The sequence below is a fragment of the Aminobacter sp. Y103A genome, assembly GCF_030294925.1.
Taxonomy (GTDB): Bacteria; Pseudomonadota; Alphaproteobacteria; order Rhizobiales; family Rhizobiaceae; genus Aminobacter; species Aminobacter ciceronei.
The window spans coordinates 5,322,452-5,336,654 of sequence record NZ_AP017986.1 but is presented as its reverse complement, the minus strand read 5'-3'; the positions used below and the strand labels follow the sequence as shown (position 1 = coordinate 5,336,654).

General features: G+C 65.0%; 11 protein-coding genes and 1 pseudogene. All 12 read left to right on the top strand.

Features of this window, described 5'->3' with window-relative positions:
* Positions 1-42 precede the first annotated feature (42 nt).
* The 12 genes and pseudogenes from Amn_RS26190 to Amn_RS26135 all read left to right on the top strand — a co-directional run bounded on the left by Amn_RS26190 (position 43) and on the right by Amn_RS26135 (position 14,156).
* On the top strand, positions 43-1,569 hold the full coding sequence (locus tag Amn_RS26190; protein WP_286293792.1) for an ABC transporter substrate-binding protein: 1,527 nt from the start codon (positions 43-45) through the stop codon (positions 1,567-1,569).
* Positions 1,570-1,641: 72 nt separating this feature from the next.
* The gene (locus tag Amn_RS26185) at positions 1,642-2,559 is read left to right on the top strand and encodes an ABC transporter permease (protein ID WP_067956228.1); all 918 of its coding nucleotides are present in this window, start codon (positions 1,642-1,644) and stop codon (positions 2,557-2,559) included.
* Position 2,560: 1 nt separating this feature from the next.
* Positions 2,561-3,460: an ABC transporter permease gene (locus tag Amn_RS26180; RefSeq protein WP_286298183.1), complete on the top strand. Its 900-nt coding sequence runs from the start codon at positions 2,561-2,563 to the stop codon at positions 3,458-3,460.
* Positions 3,461-3,462: 2 nt separating this feature from the next.
* Positions 3,463-5,098 (top strand): annotated as a pseudogene (locus tag Amn_RS26175) (ABC transporter ATP-binding protein).
* A gap of 1 nt (position 5,099) precedes the next feature.
* On the top strand, positions 5,100-5,684 hold the full coding sequence (locus Amn_RS26170; protein ID WP_154387018.1) for a chromate transporter: 585 nt from the start codon (positions 5,100-5,102) through the stop codon (positions 5,682-5,684).
* A gap of 3 nt (positions 5,685-5,687) precedes the next feature.
* Positions 5,688-6,233 carry a chromate transporter gene (locus tag Amn_RS26165; protein ID WP_067956234.1) on the top strand — a complete coding sequence of 182 codons (546 nt, stop codon included), beginning with the start codon at positions 5,688-5,690 and terminating at the stop codon, positions 6,231-6,233.
* Between the two features lie 125 nt (positions 6,234-6,358).
* The gene (locus Amn_RS26160) at positions 6,359-8,257 is read left to right on the top strand and encodes a sigma-54-dependent Fis family transcriptional regulator (RefSeq protein WP_154387017.1); all 1,899 of its coding nucleotides are present in this window, start codon (positions 6,359-6,361) and stop codon (positions 8,255-8,257) included.
* 303 nt (positions 8,258-8,560) lie between these two features.
* On the top strand, positions 8,561-10,363 hold the full coding sequence (locus Amn_RS26155) for an NAD(P)/FAD-dependent oxidoreductase (RefSeq protein WP_154387016.1): 1,803 nt from the start codon (positions 8,561-8,563) through the stop codon (positions 10,361-10,363).
* Positions 10,364-10,500: 137 nt separating this feature from the next.
* Entirely contained in the window at positions 10,501-11,466 is a 966-nt protein-coding gene (locus Amn_RS26150) for a helix-turn-helix domain-containing protein (protein ID WP_154387015.1), read from the top strand.
* A gap of 88 nt (positions 11,467-11,554) precedes the next feature.
* On the top strand, positions 11,555-11,959 hold the full coding sequence (locus Amn_RS26145) for a GFA family protein (RefSeq protein ID WP_067965970.1): 405 nt from the start codon (positions 11,555-11,557) through the stop codon (positions 11,957-11,959).
* A 172-nt stretch (positions 11,960-12,131) separates the two neighbouring features.
* Positions 12,132-13,649 (top strand): aldehyde dehydrogenase, encoded by a 1,518-nt coding sequence (gene adh / locus Amn_RS26140; RefSeq protein ID WP_067956238.1) that lies wholly within the window; start codon positions 12,132-12,134, stop codon positions 13,647-13,649.
* 153 nt (positions 13,650-13,802) lie between these two features.
* A complete protein-coding gene (locus tag Amn_RS26135) occupies positions 13,803-14,156 on the top strand; it encodes a DUF779 domain-containing protein (RefSeq protein WP_067956239.1) in 354 nt (117 codons plus the stop codon).
* The last annotated feature ends 47 nt before the right edge of the window (positions 14,157-14,203 follow it).

The following is a 14,203-nucleotide window of genomic DNA, read 5'->3' as shown; positions in this document are numbered from 1 at the left end:
ACGGACTTCACGAAATCAACTAGAACTCGGGAGGAGTTTGAAATGAACGCATTCAGGAAAACCGCACTGGGGCTTTCGACGGCGCTGTTTCTGTCGCCGATGCCAGCGGCCATGGCCCAGTCGGGCGATGCCGTGACCATCGTCTTGCCGGGCGGGCCGGACCGGCTCGATCCATGCGAGACTCCGCGCTCGGTCATCGGCCGCATCATCAAGCAGAATGTCGTCGAGACGCTGGTCGAGCTGGACTATGCCAAGCAGACGACAATTCCGCGCCTCGCCGAAAGCTGGGAGCAGACCTCGCCGACGACCTGGCGCTTCAACCTGCGCAAGGGCGTCAAGTTCCACGACGGCACGCCGTTCGATGCGGCCTCGGTGGTTTATTCGCTCGAGCGCACGCTCGATCCCAAGCTGACCTGCATCACCCGCACCAAATATTTCGGCGGCGTCGACATCACTGCCAAGGCGATCGACGAGAACACCGTCGAGTTCATGACCAAGACGCCGATGCCGATCCTGCCGACGCTGCTGGCGCAACTGGCGATCGCATCGGCGAAGACGCCGAAGGGCGAATACACGACCGAGCCGATCGGCACCGGCCCCTATGACTTCGTCAGCTGGACCCAGGGCGAGAACGTCAAGATCAAGCGTTTCGACGGCTATTGGGGCGAGAAGCCGAAGATCGAAGACGCCACCTATGTCTGGCGCAGCGAATCCTCCGTCGCGGCCGCGATGGTGGAAACCGGCGAGGCCGACCTGGCCTTCTCGATCGCGCCGCAGGATGCGACCAATCCGGAGACGGACAAGGTCTACCCGAACTCCGACAGTGCGATGTTCCGTCTCTCCGCCGACATTCCGCCGCTCAACGACATTCGCGTGCGCAAGGCCCTAAACCTGGCGATCGACCGCAAGGCATTCCTCGGCAGCGTCATCAGCGACAAGGCGGAACTCGCCACCCAGCAGGTCGGCCCGAGCGTGCTCGGCCACAACCCGAACCTCGTGCCGTGGCCCTATGACCCCGAACAGGCCAAGGCGCTGCTCGCCGAGGCAAAGGCCGCGGGCGTGCCCGTCGACACCGAGATCCGCATGATCGGCCGCCCCGGCATGTTCGCCAACTCGAACGAGTTCGTCGAGGCGGCCGCCGAGATGCTGCGGGCCGTAGGCTTCAAGATCAAGCTCGACAATCTCGAGATGACACAGTGGCTGGAGGCGGCCAACAAGCCGTTCGCCGCCGGTCGCCAGGCCAACGCGCTGCTGACAATGCATGACAACAACAGCGGAGACGCCCAGTTCACCGCGTTCTTCAAGTATCACAGCGACGGCCGCCAGAGCGAAATCCACGACGCCAAGGTGGACAAGCTGATCACTGACGCCGGCATGGCCTCGGGCGAGGAACGCGCCAAGCTCTACCAGGAGACCTTCCGCTACATCTACCAGGACCTTGTCGCCGACGCGCCGCTGTTCCACATGGTCAACTACATGCGGGTCGGCAAGCGCATCGACTTCACGCCGACAATTGCCAACGCGGTCGAGCTGCAGCTTGCCAAGCTGGTCGTCAAGTCACCGTCGTAACACTGGAACGGCGCCGGCCGATCGCCGGCGCCGCCCTCCCGTGTCAACCATGTCCGGCGGAGGAGGCGGAGAATGGGCAATTTCATCTTCAAGCGATCGTTGCAGAGCGTGCTGTCGCTGGCGCTGCTGATCATCCTCGTCTTCTTTCTGGCCAGGTTCACCGGCTCGCCTGCAGACCTCTATCTGCCGCTCGACGCCACCGAGGAGATGCGCGACCAGTTCAACCAGCGCTTCGGATTCGACGATCCGGTCTATGTCCAGTTCTTCCGTTTCCTGGGCGGCCTGCTGCAGTTCGATCTCGGCGAGTCGATCCAGTATTCGAAGCCGGCCGTCGAGGTCGTGCTGCAGGCCTTCCCGACGACCCTGATGCTGGCGGCGATCACCATGCCGATCGTCATCGCGGTCGCCATCGTTACCGGCTCGCTCGCCGCCTTCCGTCCGGGCGGGCTGTTTGACCGCATCGCCAGCCTGATCTCGCTGATCGGCGCCAGCACGCCGAATTTCTGGGTGGCGATCGTCGGCGTGATCGTCTTCGCCGTCTGGCTGCGCGTACTGCCGACATCGGGCACCGGAACGCCCTGGCACTGGGTCCTGCCGGTCGCAGTGCTTTGCCTCAGGCCAACAGGTGTCTTGGTGCAGGTCGTGCGCTCGTCGATGATCACGGCGCTGTCTTCGGCCTATGTGAAGACGGCGCGAGCCAAGGGCGTGCGCGCCAGGGCCATCGTCTTCGTTCACGCGCTGCGCAACGCGCTGCTGCCTGTCATCACGGTCGCCAGCGACCAGGCCGCCGGCATCGTCAATGGGGCAGTCATCGTCGAAACGGTGTTTGGTTTTCCCGGCATCGGCAAGCTGATGATCGATTCCGTGCTGCTGCGCGACTTTGCCGTCATCCAGGCCGCAGTGCTGGTCACGGCACTTGCCGTCTTCATCATCAACATCGTTGTGGACATCACCTATGCGCTCGTCGATCCACGCATCCGGCACAGCTGAGATGGCCAGGCCCGCACAGGCAACGCCGTCGGCACTCCGCGACATCGTCTCGAGCCTGTTGCGCGACAAGGTCGCCCTGGTCTCGGCCGCCTTCCTGGCCATCGTCCTGGTTTGCGTTGCACTGGGGCCGACGCTGCTCGCCGACAAGGCCCGCGCCATGAACCTGATGCAGCGCAACGCAGCACCGTTCTCGTTCGATCGGCCATGGCTCTACATCCTCGGCGCCGACGCGCTCGGACGCTCGGTTCTCGCCCGCATCATCGTGGCGAGCCAGAATACCATCCTGATCGCCGGAACGGCGGTGCTGACTTCGCTGGTGGTCGGCGGTGCGCTCGGCCTCGTCGCCGGTTTCAAGGAGGGCGCCGTCAGCGCGATCCTGTTGCGCCTGGCGGACGCTATCATGAGCTTTCCGTCGCTTCTGCTCGCCGTTATCGTGCTGTTCGTGTTCGAGCCCGGCGTCGCCAACGTCATCCTGGTGCTCGCCATCTCGCGCGTGCCGATCTTCCTGCGCACGGTCCGTGCCGAAGTGCTCGAGCTGAAGGAACGGCTGTTCGTCACCTCGGCACGCGCCATGGGCGCCTCGACCTGGCGCATCCTGTTTCGCCATGTCGCGCCGATGGTGCTGCCGACCGTCATCAATCTCGCGGCGCTGGAAATGGCCTTCGTCATGCTCGTCGAATCCGGCCTGAGCTTCCTCGGCATCGGCATCCAGCCGCCCGAGATCACCTGGGGCCTGATGGTCTCGGACGGGCGCAACTACATCGGCTCGGCCTGGTGGGTGGCGTTCTGGCCCGGCCTCGTGATCATGCTCGTCACCATGTCGCTCAATCTGTTCTCGAACTGGCTCCGCGTCGTGACCGATCCGGTTGAACGCTGGCGCCTGCAAACCTCGGCGGAATGACAATGCCCGACACGAGACTTCTCAAGGTGCAGAACCTCAGCATCCAGTTCCCGACGCGCAAGGGCATCGTGCATGCCGTCAACGACGTCAGCTGGACTGTCGACAGGGGGCGAAACGCTGGCCATCCTCGGTGAGAGCGGTTGCGGCAAGAGTGTCAGCGCCTCTGCGGTGATGAACCTCGTCGACACGCCGCCGGCGGTGATCTCGTCCGGGCAGATCCTGTTCCGTGGCCAGGACCTGCTGAAGGCCTCTGCCGAGGACCGGCGCCTGGTCAACGGCAAGAGCATCTCGATGATCTTCCAGGACCCGCTCGCCGCGCTCAACCCGGTCTACCCGATCGGCTGGCAGATCGCCGAGACGATGCGCGTGCACGGCATCGACGCCGACACGGCGCGGCGACGCGCCATCGACCTGCTCGGCCGCGTCGGCATATCGGATCCGGAGCGGCGCGCGCGCGACTATCCGCACCAGTTCTCGGGCGGTCAGCGCCAACGCATCATGATCGCCTCGGCGATCGCGCTGCAGCCCGACCTTCTGATCGCCGACGAGCCGACAAGCGCGCTCGACGTCACCGTGCAGGCGCAGGTGCTGGACCTGATGAAGGAGCTGCAGCGTGACAGCGGCATGGGCATGGTGATCATCACCCATGATCTCGGCGTCGTCGAAAAGGTCGCCGACAAGGTCGTGGTCATGCAGGGCGGGCGCATCGTCGAAGCAGGACCTGTGGCCAAGGTACTATCGCAGCCGAGCCATCCCTATACCCAGCGCCTGCTCGACGCGGTACCGGGGCGCCATGGCTTCAGCGTCAACGAGGCAGCCGAGGCGGGACCGACGCCGCTGCTCGAGGTGCGCAATGTCTCCAAGGTCTATTTCGGCCGCCCCAAGCTGTTTTCCAGCGCGCCGCAGCCGCAGGTCAAGGCGGTCGACGACGCGAGCTTCAAGCTGTCGCGCGGTGCGACGCTTGGCATCGTCGGCGAATCCGGCTCCGGCAAGTCGACGCTGGCGCGCATGCTGCTCGGGCTCGACACACCCACGGCGGGATCGATCGACTTCGACGGCAAGGATCTGCTCAAGCTGTCGGCCGCCGAGACCTTCAAGGTCCGGCGGCGCGTGCAATTCGTGTTCCAGGACCCGACCGCTTCGCTCAATCCGCGCATGACCATTCAGCAGATCGTGTCGGAACCGTGGGCGATCCATGCGGGCGTGCTGCCGAGGCAGCAATGGCGTGAGCGTGTCGCCGAACTGCTCGAGAAGGTCGGGTTGCTGCCGGACCATGCCGAGCGCTACCCGCACCAGTTCTCCGGCGGCCAACGGCAGCGCATCGCCATCGCCCGCTCACTGGCGCTGCAGCCGGAGTTGATCGTCTGCGACGAGGCGGTGTCGGCGCTCGACGTCTCGATCCAGGCGCAGATCATCGACCTGCTCAAGGAACTGCGCCGCGACATGGGGCTGTCCTACATCTTCATTGCCCACGATCTCGCGCTGGTCCGCGACTTCGCCACCTCGGTCATCGTCATGTACCAGGGCAAGATCGTCGAGCAGGGCCCGACCGAGCAGGTCTACGGCAAGCCGCAGCACGATTACACCAGGCGACTTTTGGCGGCGAGCGAAGTGCAGCCGGGCGCGCTGGCGGCCTGAGATGACGTCGATTCCCGATCCGGTTGTGGAGCCGCAGCTGTTGAACGCAATGCGGCCTGCCCCAGGCCTGGGCGCGCTGTTCCTCGCCTGCCTGAAGATCGGGCTGCTGAGCTTCGGCGGCGGTTTGTCAGGTTGGCTCTACCAGGAGTTCGTCTTGCGCAACCGCTGGATCAGCGACGAGGATTTCGCCAGCTCGCTCGCGATCTCGCAGATGCTGCCCGGTGCCAATGTCGTCAACCTGGTCATCTGCATGGGCGACGATTTACGCGGCCTTGCTGGCAGCATCGCCTGTGTGCTCGGCTTCCTCGTCGGCCCGTTCTTTGCCGTGATCGCATTGAGCGCAGTGTTCGACTCCCTGCCCGATGTGACCATGCTGGAGGCGGCGTCGAATGGCGTGGCCTATGCCGCGTTGGGGCTTTTGCTGGTGATCTGCCTGAAGGGTGTCCAGCGCGCCATGAAGTTTCCACCGAGCTTGGTCGTGATTGCCGTCGTCGCCATCGCCGTCGGGCTGATGAAGCTGCCGCTGATCCCCGTCGTCCTTGTCGTGGCACCGATCAGCGTCGCCCTTGCCTGGCGTCCGAGCTGATCAATGCGCGACGACGACCTTGTCACCCTGATCGCCGTTTTCGTGCCGTTTTCGCTGCTGTCGATCGGCGGCGGCTCGGCGATCATCGCCGGTATCCAGCACGAATCCGTCGCGGTGCACAGCTGGATCAGCAGCCGTGAGTTCATCGACCTGTTCGCCATCTCCCGCGCTGCACCCGGACCGGGCACTATGCTTGCGACGCTTATCGGCTGGAAGGTCGCCGGCTGGTGGGGAGCGCTGGCCGCGACCATGGCCCTGTTCGTGCCGTCTTCGCTGCTCTGCTACGGCGTCATCAAGGTGTCCAATGCCCACAAGGCAAAGCGGTGGCACAAGGCGATGCGCGAGGGCCTCGCCCCCGTCGGGGTGGGGCTGATCATTGCGGGCGTCATGGCCATTTTCCAGCTCGCTGGCGGCGGTCTGCTTGCAGCCGGGATCGCCGTGGCCTCGGCCGCACTGCTGCTCTGGATGCCGCGCTGTCCCACCGTCGGCGTGCTTGTCGCCGGGGCGGGGACGATGCTGCTGTGGGCCCAGTTCGGAGCTACGGGCTGACAAGGCTGGAGGCGTGTGCCCCCTGCTGCATCGGTTGCGTCCTTTACATTACCAACATGCCATGCAGTCATGTGGCATCAGGAGGAAATGGGAGGCGGTGCGTTGGGAGGCGTGCTGCAGTGCCGATGTTTTCGCATTCCGACCATATTCGCGAGATCGAAAGCGTCAGCCTCGGTGCCTCGACCGGGCGTGACGAGCAAGTGGTCAAGTCGTGGCTGCGCTGCATCGAGCAGCATCGTCTCGACCCTACCCAGGCGTGCGAGGCCTATATCCTGCCCGATGGCGAATTGCGCGCGCATCGCCAGCAGTCCGAGGAACTGATCGCCATTGCCCGCTCGGGCCTCGAAAACCTGTTCCGGCAGGTGGCGGGCCAGAACTATGTTCTGCTGCTGTCCGACCGCAAGGGCGTGACGGTCGAGTTTCTGGGCGACCCGCTGTTCGACAACAATCTCCGCAAGGCCGGCCTGTATCTCGGCTCCGAGTGGTCGGAGGCGCGCGCCGGAACCTGCGCCGTCGGCGCCTGCCTGGAGGCGGGTGAGGCCCTGACGATCCACCAGACCGACCATTTCGACAACACGCACACGCCGCTGTCCTGCACCGCCGCGCCGGTCTACGATACCAGTGGCGATCTTGCCGCCGTGCTCGACATCTCCCTGTTGAGCTCGCCGATCCGCAAGACCAGCCAGAACCTCGCGCTGCATCTGGTCGCCGCCACCGTGCGCCGCATCGAGCTGGCCAATCTGATGGCCCAGACCCGGGACGAATGGGTGCTGCGCTTTGCCCGCTCGCCAGAGTTCCTCGACGTCGACCCGGAGGCGGCGATTTCCATCGATGGCTCGGGCCGCATCATCGGCATGACCCATGGCGGCGCCAAGATACTGGCGCGCTCTGTCGGACTCGACTGGCGCCAACCGGATGGGCTGATCGGTCAGCCGATCGCGCGATTCTTCGACATGGAGATCGACGACCTGCCGGATCTCACCCGGCGGCGGCCGACTCAGGATCGCCTGGTCTTCGCCCGCGACGGCAACGCGCTGTTTGCCCACGCCATCGAGCCGCACCACAAGGTGCAGGCGCCGGTGCTGGCGCGCGAGCAGATTCCGGTGTCGCTGCGTGGCCTGAGCGGCGGCGATCCGCAGATGGCGACTCTCCAGGCAAAGGCGGCGAAGCTGGCTGGCAAGCCGCTGCCGATCCTGCTCCAGGGCGAAACCGGCACCGGCAAGGAATATCTGGCCAAGGCCATCCATGACGGTGCTGCCGTCAAGGGCAAGTTCGTCGCCATCAACTGCGCCGCGATCCCGGAGCAACTGATCGAAAGCGAGTTGTTCGGCCACCTGCCGGGCGCCTTCACCGGTGCTTCCGCCAAGGGGCGCAAGGGCCTGATAGAGGAGGCCGACGGTGGCACACTGTTCCTCGACGAGATCGGCGACATGCCGCTTTCACTGCAGAGCCGTTTCCTGCGAGTCCTGGCCGAACGGGAGGTGCTGCCGGTGGGCGCTGCGCGGCCAAGACCAGTGAACCTCAGGGTCATCTCGGCCTCGCACCGAGACCTCGGCTTGCTGGTGCGGGAGGGACGCTTCCGCGAGGATCTTTACTACCGCCTGAATGCGGCGACACTTTCGATCCCGCCGCTGCGCGAGCGCCGCGACTTCGACTGGCTGCTCGAGACGGTCGTAGCCCGCCACCGACCGGTCGGCGAGCGACTTGCAGTCTCGCCGGCGGCACTCCTGGCGTTGCGCGCCCATGGCTGGCCGGGCAACATCCGTGAGCTCGACAATGTGATCGCCGTTGCTGCAGCGCTTTGCCAGGACGGCGTGATCGAACCCGGCGACCTGCCGGAGACGCTGACGTCGGCGGCAGCGGTCGCCGTGCGGCTCGATGACGCCAGTGCCGGACCGGCGGCGCTGAAAGCGATGCTCGGGGCCTGCGGCTGGAACATTTCCGAGACCGCCCGCCGCATGGGCGTCGACCGCTCCACCATCCACCGCCAGATCAAGCGCTACGGCCTGACCGCGCTCAACTGAGCTGTTGCAGCTTGCCGCTGCAACAGCTGTGGCATGCGGCAGGCGCGGTGCAACAGGCCGCGCCTGCGTTTCCCCAGGAAATCAAGTCTTTTCCCGGCGCCGGCGACTTGGCACGGCGCTTGCTGTCCATGGATCGACTGGAATCGGAGGAAGCCATGTCGAACAGCCAGGGCCGCGACGGCCTGCTGAAAGCTGCGGAACAGCCGGAGACGAGAATCCGTCTCGCCGGCCGGACCGCCCGGGAAAGCGCGAGACCGCGCGCTCGCCATTTGAACAATCATCGGCAATTCGGAGGAAAACAACATGCTCGACGACAGCCCGCAGACCAAGATCGACAACATTCTCGCCAAGCTGGAAAAAGCGCTTGCCGGCGGCGACATCGAAGCGGCGGTGAACCTGTTCCAGGCAGACTGTTACTGGCGTGACCTGGTGACGTTTACCTGGAACCTCAAGACCATGGAGGGCCACGACCAGATCCGCGACATGTTGAAGAGCCAGCTGGCATCGATCAAGCCGGGGCGCTTCCGCCAGGACGAAAAGGAGCTTGCCAGCCAGAATGATGGCATCACCGACGGCTGGTTCGAGTTCGAGACTGCAGTGGCGCGCGGCTATGGCCATGTCAGGCTCAAGAACGGTCTCATCTGGACGCTGCTGACGACGATGAGTGAGCTGAAGGGTCACGAAGAGCCCAAGGGCCTTCTGCGTCCGATGGGTGCCGAACATGGCAGCGACGCCGGCCGCCGGACGTGGAAGGAAAAGCGCGAGGCGGAGGCCGCAGAGCTCGGCTTCTCCGAGCAGCCTTATGTCGTCATCATTGGCGGCGGCCAGGGCGGCATCGCGCTGGGCGCCCGACTGCGGCAGCTCGGCGTGCCCACCATCATCGTCGAACGCAACGAGCGGCCGGGCGACAGCTGGCGCAAGCGCTACAAGTCGCTCTGCCTGCACGATCCGGTCTGGTACGATCACCTGCCCTACATTCCGTTCCCCGAGAACTGGCCGGTCTTTGCGCCGAAGGACAAGATCGGCGACTGGCTGGAGATGTACACCAAGGTGATGGAGCTCAACTACTGGAGCTCGACCAGTTGCAAGTCCGCCAGCTATGACGAGGCCACGCGCGAGTGGACGGTCGTGGTCGAGCGCGACGGACGGGAGATCGTGCTGAAGCCGAAGCAGCTGGTGCTGGCGACGGGGATGTCGGGCAAGGCGAATGTTCCCAAGTTCAAGGGGCAGGACGTCTTCAAGGGCGAGCAGCAGCATTCCTCCCAGCATCCGGGGCCCGATGCCTACCGGGGCAAGAAGGTTGTCGTTGTCGGCTCCAACAACTCGGCGCACGACATCTGCGCGGCCCTCTGGGAGGGTGGCGCCGACGTCACCATGCTGCAGCGGTCCTCGACCCACATCGTCAAGTCGGACTCGCTGATGGAGATCGGGCTCGGCGATCTCTATTCCGAGCGCGCGGTCGCTGCCGGCATGACGACACGTAAGGCGGACCTGATCTTCGCCTCGTTGCCCTACCGTATCATGCACGAGTTCCAGGTGCCGATTTACAACAAGATCCGCGAGAAGGACGCCGCCTTCTACGAGCGGCTGGAGAAGGCCGGCTTCATGCTCGACTTCGGAGACGACGAGTCCGGCCTGTTCATGAAGTACCTCCGGCGCGGCTCCGGCTACTACATCGACGTCGGCGCCTGCGAGCTGGTTGCCGATGGCCGGATCAAGCTGGTCAGCGGTGTCGGCGTCGAGAAGCTGACGGAGACCTCGATCGTGCTCGAAGACGGGCGCGAGCTGGAAGCCGACCTCATCGTCTATGCCACCGGCTATGGCTCGATGAACGGCTGGGCCGCCGACCTGATCAGCCAGGACGTCGCCGACAAGGTCGGCAAGTGCTGGGGACTTGGCTCGAGCACGACCAAGGATCCCGGGCCGTGGGAAGGCGAACAGCGCAACATGTGGAAGCCGACCCGGCAAAACGCGCTGTGGTTCCATGGCGGCAACCTGCACCAGTCCAGGCATTATTCGCAGTATCTGTCGCTGCAGCTCAAGGCGCGCAAGGAAGGGATCGCAACCGACATCTACGGGTTGCAGGAGGTCCATCACAAGTCCTGATGTCAAACCACGCGGCCGGCGGGCGTTGGCTCCGCCGGCCGGCATCCGCATACGTCTAAGGGCTACTTGACCCGATTTCGGAAGCAGGCAACGACTATGCGGTACGGGAAGAGGTGCAGACGCCACCGGAGGAGAGGATGAGAGGCACCGCAGTCACCGAGCATGCCGACAAGGTGCAGGCTGCCCTGAAGTCGAGCGAGGCCGCGCGTTCGGCACTGGTCGCGTCCTGGCAGCGATCGTCGCATCACCATCTCGATCCGACCCATCGCAGCCCGCCCAAACGCTTGACCGAATCCGAGCTCGTGTTCGCCCGGCAGCGCATCGAGCCGCTCATCGCGGTCGCCCAGGCCAGCCTCGACCGGCTCTACCTCGCCGTCGGCGGGGTCGGCTGCTGCGTGCTCCTGGCGGATCGCGACGGCGTGCCGGTCGAGCGCCGCGGTGCGCTGGCCGATGACGAGACCTTCCATGACTGGGGACTGTGGACCGGCACGGTGTGGAGCGAGGAGAGCGAGGGCACCAATGGCATTGGTACCTGCCTTGTCGAGCAGCGACCGCTGACAATCCATCGCGGCCAGCATTTTCTGACGCGCAACACGGCTTTGTCCTGTACGACCACGCCGATCTTCGACCACGAAGGCAAGCTGGCCGCGGCGCTCGACGTCTCGTCCTGCCGTGCCGACCTGACCGAGGGCTTTGTCAACCTCATCGCGCTGGCGGTGGGGGACGCCGCCCGGCGCATCGAAGCCGACAATTTCCGGCTCGCCTTCCCCGATGCCCGCATCATGCTGGCGCCGGTGGCCGAACGCAGCGCCGGCGCCCTGCTTGCCATCGATGCCGACGATCTCGTCATCGGCGCGACGCGCAGCGCCAGGCTGGCGCTCGGGCTGACCGCCGAAAGCTTTGCCAAACCCATGCCGGCAGCCGACCTGCTGGGCGGCAGCGTGGTGGCGGAGCGAGAATTGCGCGAGGCCGAGCGGGCCGTGCTGCAGCGCGCGCTGGCCCGCGCCGGCGGCAATGTCGCGCTTGCCGCGCGTATGCTCGGCATCAGCCGCGCGACCTTGCATCGCAAGATGAACCGGCTCGATCTCCACCGCGCCACCTGACGAAATCAACGGATGCTGACAAGTCTCCTGACATCAAGATGGCAGGAGCCGGGTGGTATGTCGCGGCCAGTTCATCGAGGAGGACGTCGTGATCAAGACTTACCGGGGCAGCTGTCATTGCGGCAAGGTGCATTTCGAGGCTGACATGGATCTCGCGGCAGGGACTGCGCGCTGCAACTGTTCGATCTGCTCCAAGCGGCGCTCGTGGAACGCGCTGGTCAAGCCGGCACAGTTTCGCCTGCTGTCGGGCGAGGACGCCATGACCGACTACGGCTTCGGCACCATGCAGGGGCATCATCTGTTCTGTTCGACATGCGGCTGCGCGCCGTTCAGCCAAGGTCATGTCGAGGCGATCGGCGGCGACTTCGTTGCCATCCAGATCGGATGTCTCGACGACGTCGATCCGAACGAGCTTGCAGCGGCGCCCGTCAACTATGGCAATGGCCGCGACAATAGGTGGTGGGAACCGCCTGCGATCACCTCCTACATCTGAGGTCCCGGCACCGCCTTTCGGCCGGCTGCCAGTGCGTTTGGCAGATGTGTCGCAGAACTGCGACACATCGCGACGGGCCCCGCTTGCAGCCCGGCTGACAACTGTCGAAGTCCCGGCAAGTCTGCCTCCCGACGCGCCGCATGCCGCGGCGCTGCTTCTCGGGAGGAAGAGCATGAACAAGGTGGAATTCTCGCGTACCGCCAAGGTGCCGTTTGCCAAGCGTTATGACAACTATATCGGCGGTGCCTGGGTAGCGCCGAAGGCCGGCCGCTATTTCGAAAACATCTCGCCTGTCACAGGCCGGCCGCTCGGCGAGGTTGCCCGCTCCGATGCGGCCGACATCGAGGCGGCACTCGACGCCGCCCACAAGGCCAAGGACGCCTGGGGCAAGACAGCACCTGCGACCCGCGCGCTGATCCTCAATCGCATCGCCGATCGTATGGAGGAAAACCTCGACCTTCTGGCGCTGGCCGAGACCTGGGACAATGGCAAGCCGATCCGCGAGACGACCGTCGCCGACGTGCCGCTTGCCATCGACCATTTCCGCTACTTCGCCGGCGCGCTGCGCGGCCAGGAAGGCAGCCTGTCGCAGATCGACGACGACACTGTCGCCTATCACTTCCACGAGCCGCTCGGCGTCGTCGGCCAGATCATTCCGTGGAACTTCCCACTGCTGATGGCCTGCTGGAAGCTGGCACCGGCGCTCGCTGCCGGCAACTGCGTGGTGCTGAAGCCGGCTGAGCAGACGCCCGCCACCATCATGCTGTGGGCCGACCTGATCGGCGACCTGTTGCCCGAGGGCGTGCTGAACATCGTCAACGGCTTCGGCCTCGAGGCCGGCAAACCGCTGGCGTCGAGCCCGCGCATCGCCAAGATCGCCTTCACCGGGGAAACGACGACCGGCCGGCTGATCATGCAATATGCCTCGCAGAACCTGATCCCGGTGACGCTCGAACTTGGCGGCAAGTCGCCCAACATCTTCTTCCAGGACGTGACAGCGGAAGACGACGACTTCTTCGACAAGGCGATCGAAGGCTTCGTCATGTTCGCGCTCAACCAGGGCGAGGTCTGCACCTGCCCGAGCCGCGCGCTGGTGCATGAGAAGATCTACGACAGGTTCATGGAGCGGGCGCTGAAGCGCGTCGAGGCGATCGTCCAGGGCGACCCGCTCGACCCGGCGACGATGATCGGCGCCCAGGCTTCGTCGGAGCAGCTGGAGAAGATCCTGTCCTACATGGACATCGGCCGCCAGGAAGGCGCCGAGCTGCTGGCCGGCGGTGAACGCGCCAACCTGCCGGGCGACCTTGCCGGCGGCTATTACGTCAAGCCGACCGTGTTCAGGGGCCACAACAAGATGCGCATCTTCCAGGAGGAGATTTTCGGGCCGGTTGTCTCGGTCACCACCTTCAAGGACGATGATGACGCGCTGTCGATTGCCAACGATACGCTCTATGGCCTCGGCGCCGGAATCTGGAGCCGCGACGCCAACCGGCTCTACCGCTTCGGCCGCGCCATTCAGGCCGGCCGAGTCTGGACCAACTGCTACCACGCCTATCCGGCGCACGCTGCCTTCGGCGGTTACAAGCAGTCGGGCATCGGCCGCGAGACGCACAAGATGATGCTCGACCACTACCAGCAGACCAAGAACATGCTGGTCAGCTACAGCCCGAAGAAGCTCGGGTTTTTCTGAGCCTCTTCCTTCTCCGCGCTTGCGGGGAGAAGGTGCCCGAAAGGGGCGGATGAGGGGCGGCTCGAACCACCAATGTCTGCGCTGCCCCTCACCTGCCTGCCGGCATCCTCTCCCCGTGAACGGGGAGAGGAAAGCTAACCCGGAACTCCGCCCATGCCCTCGCATCCTCCCCTCGACAAGGTCTCCGCCACGGTCGAAGCAGTCGCCCTGCTCGACGAGATCATCGCCGACCATGGGCCGGTGCTGTTCCACCAGTCCGGCGGCTGTTGCGACGGCTCGTCGCCGATGTGCTATCCGCGCTCCGACTTCATCGTCGGCGACAACGACGTGCGGCTGGGCACCATCGGCGAAACGCCTGTCTACATCAGCGCCTCCCAATACGAGGCCTGGAAACATACCGACCTGATCATCGACGTCGTGCCGGGGCGCGGCGGCATGTTCTCGCTCGACAACGGCCGCGAGAAGCGTTTTCTGACGCGCTCGACGGTGTGCGCCCGACCGGCCTGACAGCGCTCAGCCTGCTCATCGCATAGTGCCTGGTGCGCCGCAGAAGA